The 4,737-nt window shown below is 32.3% G+C and carries 6 protein-coding genes; 4 read left to right on the top strand and 2 right to left on the bottom strand.

Annotated features, from left to right (window positions below; genetic code table 11):
* Positions 1–174: 174 nt before the first annotated feature.
* Together ACNDLV_RS07475 and ACNDLV_RS07480 are read right to left on the bottom strand one after the other, a co-directional pair.
* Positions 175–807: a DsbA family protein gene (locus tag ACNDLV_RS07475; protein ID WP_022091250.1), complete on the bottom strand. Its 633-nt coding sequence runs from the start codon at positions 805–807 to the stop codon at positions 175–177.
* 72 nt (positions 808–879) lie between these two features.
* Positions 880–1,500 carry a CYTH domain-containing protein gene (locus tag ACNDLV_RS07480; protein ID WP_006587039.1) on the bottom strand — a complete coding sequence of 207 codons (621 nt, stop codon included), beginning with the start codon at positions 1,498–1,500 and terminating at the stop codon, positions 880–882.
* A gap of 112 nt (positions 1,501–1,612) precedes the next feature.
* Here ACNDLV_RS07480 and yjbM point away from each other — a divergent pair, with 112 nt between their 5' ends.
* The 4 genes from yjbM (at position 1,613) to ACNDLV_RS07500 (ending at position 4,455) form a co-directional block, all read left to right on the top strand.
* The gene (gene yjbM, locus ACNDLV_RS07485; RefSeq protein ID WP_006587038.1) at positions 1,613–2,239 is read left to right on the top strand and encodes a GTP diphosphokinase; all 627 of its coding nucleotides are present in this window, start codon (positions 1,613–1,615) and stop codon (positions 2,237–2,239) included.
* A complete protein-coding gene (locus ACNDLV_RS07490) occupies positions 2,239–3,027 on the top strand; it encodes an NAD kinase (protein ID WP_006587037.1) in 789 nt (262 codons plus the stop codon). The genes yjbM and ACNDLV_RS07490 overlap by 1 nt, the downstream gene beginning before the upstream one ends.
* Positions 3,028–3,921, top strand: coding sequence for an RluA family pseudouridine synthase (locus tag ACNDLV_RS07495; protein WP_006587036.1), 894 nt, complete (start codon positions 3,028–3,030; stop codon positions 3,919–3,921). It abuts the gene before it with no gap.
* Between the two features lie 102 nt (positions 3,922–4,023).
* Positions 4,024–4,455, top strand: a complete 432-nt coding sequence (locus ACNDLV_RS07500) for an LPXTG cell wall anchor domain-containing protein (RefSeq protein ID WP_006587035.1) — start codon at positions 4,024–4,026, stop codon at positions 4,453–4,455.
* The last annotated feature ends 282 nt before the right edge of the window (positions 4,456–4,737 follow it).

The raw sequence follows: 4,737 nt of genomic DNA on the forward strand, positions 1-4,737 counted from the left end.
CAAACTATTTTACGGTCTCGTTAGGGATAAAAATTGCTGAGCAATTGTATTTAAATAAGCTAACTTTAAATGATTTGCCTGATTATTTGTTTAATAGTTGGCGCAATCCAGGAACAATGACTAGTGTAGAAAAATATATAACAAAAATAGCAACCCATGTTTAGGTTGCTATTTTTATAATAATCGTAAGTTACTTGAATGGAGTCTAATTAGTGATGCTGAAAGTTCATTAAAATCAGGGCTCTCGTTACCATTAATAATTTGTAAAAGCTCATCGTGAAGTAAATGACCTTCAACAATTAAACCACTATTTTCGTCTTCATCATTGAAGATGACAGTTGTTGGCGTATCATTAATATGCCATTTTTGTGCTAAGCGTTCATCTGCAGCAATGGATTCATTTAAGTATGTGGACATGCGAGCACTTTGAATTTTAGGAATAGATAAGCCCAATTCCTGAATCAGATTTTTAAATAAGCCAGTGTTGTATTCTTTATTAAGGTCATTAATATTGTGTTGTACTGCTAAGCAATATTTACGTGCTATTTTATTGCCATAAGCCATTTTAATAGCATGATAATCTTTCAAAGCGGCAAAAGTTTCTTCACTAGCGTGATTATATGTCTCTAAATTAGTAGGACACTTATGTTTTCTGATCAAATCACTCTGAATTGTTTTCATATTTGCTAAAGGAATCAGATGATAACGAGTAATCGCATCTGCCTCTTTCATGGTTTTCATAATTGTCTGTTCTGTTTGGTAGCAACAAGTGCCAATTGGATTAACAAACATAAAAACTTCAAACATGGTTTCTAAGCCTCCAACAAATTTATTCATCTATATTTTAGCGAATGTATGGGCATTATGCTATTTTTTTGCCTAATTTCTATGTAGACTAGCTCTTGCAATTTTATTTTGATTAGTATTTTTGGAATTAGGATGAAAATTAAATTGCTGAATTAAAGTATTCAAGGTTTGTTTTATTAAATCAGGATTATCATTTTCGATTTCTAGTTCAAAATCTCGATATCCATCAGGGTAAGAAGTTTCGTCAAGTGTTAGTTCACAGTCATTAGGTCCCACTAATAAGTGGCGAGTAGTTTTAGAATAAGAGAAAATTTTTAAATCTTGGCAAATATCAGAGAAGTTATCAAATAAGTATTTACCACAATTATTTTCAAAAATTGTTACCCCACCATTTAAACTATTTTCGACAATTTCTTGTGCGACTTTCAGGGAGAGGGAATCGTTAATTTCAATAACCTCATGATAATTTTCTTGACAAAGTTTTTTAGCAGGCACCTTCATAGTCTGTTCGGCTTTATCTGGGTAAAGCCGAATTCGCAGACTTATTTTATTATTTTTTAAAGTCTCTTTATCGTTATCAAAATAATAATTTATTTGAGTAAAGCTTTTTTTGCTAGGAAAAGTTTTTAAAATAGCGGAAAAAACTTTTCTTTCTAATAAAGTTTTAGATTCAATTTCTCGATTTTTACTCATGTTGTCACTCCTTTGTTTTTTATTATACAGCTATCTAGTTTTATATTGTGAGAAAGGTATTGGGTTATGTTAGAATAATTGTGTTTGAAAAAATATAAGGAGGACAATGAGCATGACTGATTGGGATACCTTTTTATGGCCATATAACGAGGCCGTTCAAGAATTAAAGGTCAAGTTTAGAAGTCTTCGACAAGGCTTTTTAACTCGTGGTGAGCATTCACCAATTGAATTTGTAGTTGGCCGTGTGAAAACTGTCGACTCCATTAAAGAAAAGATGCAACGTCGAATAATTAGTCCAGAAGTTATTGAAACTGATATGCAAGATATTGCTGGTATAAGAATCATGTGTCAATTCGTGGATGATATTTATAAAGTCGTTGATTTGATTCATGAACGTAGTGATATGCAGGTGGTAGAGGAGCGTGATTATATTCATGCTGCAAAGCCCTCAGGTTACCGTTCTTATCATATGGTTATCAAGTATACGGTTTTCTTACCAGAAGGAGAAAAAACTTTAATTGCGGAAATTCAAATTAGAACTTTAGCGATGAATTTCTGGGCAACTGTTGAGCATACATTAAGTTATAAATATCAAGGTAAATATCCTGAAGATGTTTCTAAAAGACTTAAATCAACAGCAGAAGCAGCATATCAACTTGATGAAGAAATGAGTGCTATTCGTAAAGAAGTACAAGATGCCCAAAAGGTATTTAATCAAAACAAGGGCAAGGGACAATAATGAAAGTAGCAATTATCAATAATAGTCATAAAAAGACTATAGAAGTAGTTGAACATTTGAAAAAATTATTAGCAGAAAAGCAAATAACTATAGATGAACATCAGCCTGATGTTGTCATCTCAGTTGGTGGGGATGGCACATTATTATCGGCTTTTCATAAATATGAAAAGATTGTTGATTCAGTTCGTTTTATTGGTGTTCATACGGGGCATCTGGGCTTTTATACAGATTGGCGAAATTATGATATTGACCAAATGGTTGATGCTTTATGTACGACAGCACCATCTACTTCAAGCTATCCGCTATTAGAGTTAACTTTAGTGATGGATGATGGCAGGCAAGAACGTTTTCTAGCTTTGAATGAAGCAAGTATTAAGCGAATTTCAAAAACTTTAGTTGCCAATATTTATATTAAAGGTGAGTTGTTTGAAAATTTTAGGGGAGATGGCATTTGTGTTTCTACCCCAACAGGTTCAACAGCTTATAGTAAGGCTTTAGGTGGGGCAGTAATTCATCCACGATTAAAGGCCTTGCAAATGACAGAAATCGCTTCTATTAATAATAGGGTCTTTAGAACAATCGGGTCACCAATTGTGATTGCCCCTGATGAATGGATTACAATCTTGCCTAATGATGGGCATAATTTGATTTTGATAATTGATGGTAATCGAATACCAGTTGATCACGTTAATCGAGTAATCTATCGTATTTCTAAGCAGCGAATTCACTTTGATAAGTTCGGTCATCATCATTTTTGGTCAAGAGTAGGAGATGCATTTATTGGCTAAATGAAAATTTTTAAATTTATAGTAAGTGAAGAAGATCCCAAACGTTTGGGACCTTTTTTGAGTAAGAAAAAGTTATCAAAACAGGCAATTGTTAACGCTAAGCATAATGGTGGGATGCTTTTAGTTAATCATCGGCGTCGATTTACAAATTTCACATTAAAAGTTGGTGATGAAGTTTTATTTGTAATGGGGAAGGAAAAAGTCAATAACTTTTTGAAGGCATCTAATAAGTCGGTCAAAATTGTATTAGAAACGGATAATTATCTAGTAATTAATAAGCCAGCGGCAGTTTTGTCGATACCTTCACGATATGAAGATAAGGATGCTGTTGTAAATCGCGTTATGGGGTATTTCGCAAAGAAAAAAAGCTCCGAGCAAGCTTTTTTAAAGCCACATATTGTAACTCGCTTAGATAGAGATACTAGTGGGCTAGTTTTGGTTGGAAAAAATGCTGTTGCGCATAGTAAGTTCAGTGAATTAAAAAAGGACGTTTTTGTAAAAGAATACCATGCAATTGTTCATGGTAACTTCAATTCTGAACACCAAAAAGGATTGATTACTGCCCCAATTGGTAAGATTGATGATAGTGTGAAACGCTATGTTACTCCTAATGGGCAAAAATCTGTGACACAGTATGAAGTCTTAGCCCAGAAAGATGACGCTAGTTTAGTTAAATTGCGTCTTTTTACAGGGAGAACGCATCAAATTCGGGTGCATATGGCTCATATTGGGCATCCGTTATTTGGTGATAAATTATATGGCTCAGTGGATAATTTTACTAGACAAGCTTTAAATTGTTCCCATTTAAGTTTCCCTGATCCATTTACTGATGAAAAAGTAACAGTTGAAATTGATGATCCAGAAGATATGGCACATTTGTGGCAAAATTTGTAGCACGTAAGTGCTATTTTTTTCGCTATTTTTTCGTGAGTTCTTCAAACTTTTTTCAAAAAAAGGGGTTAAGCTAAAAGCAACAAAATTAAAGGAGGGAAGAAAATGGTAAGAAAAATTTTGCAAAGATATACCATGATAATTTCTTCTTTAATTTTGATTGGTGGAATTAGTTATATAAATAGTCAATTAGTTAGTGCAGCGACTAGATCTAATTCCACTTTAAAAAATACAGTAATTAGTAGAAAAAATTTAGAAAGTAGAAATAGAGATGATAATACAGCCAAATCAAATAATTCAAATTCTAGCTATAATTCAACAATCCCAACTTCGAATACTCCTCAATCAAATATTGAAAAAATTCTTTCCCCAACAATAACATTTCCCCAAACTCCCACTAAAATATTCTTTTTTGCAACGAAACTCCCCCAAACTGGTTTGCAAAAAAGTGAAGTATCCCTTTTAGGAATTATAGTTTTGATTTTGACTTCGATTGTTGGCTATCATGGATTTTTCAAGAAAAACAATAGAAAATAAGTTGACCTTAGTAAAAAAATAATGATTATGAAATTGATAAAAAGTCAAATGCATCAACTTTTGGCTCTTTATCATTTTTTTTGCTTTTTATTTTTTTGAGGGGAATATAGCATAGTGATTAGCTGGTATATAAGTGTTTGCTTGAGATTTAATAATAAGTTATTTAATTGAAAAAGGTAACAATTATAAACTTTTTCTATTATAATATGCTATTATAAGATAATTTTATCTATAAATTTATGCTATTAGGGGGATATTTATGGAAACTGTCAAATTTTTTGT

It is taken from the genome of Lactobacillus fornicalis (assembly GCF_055362665.1).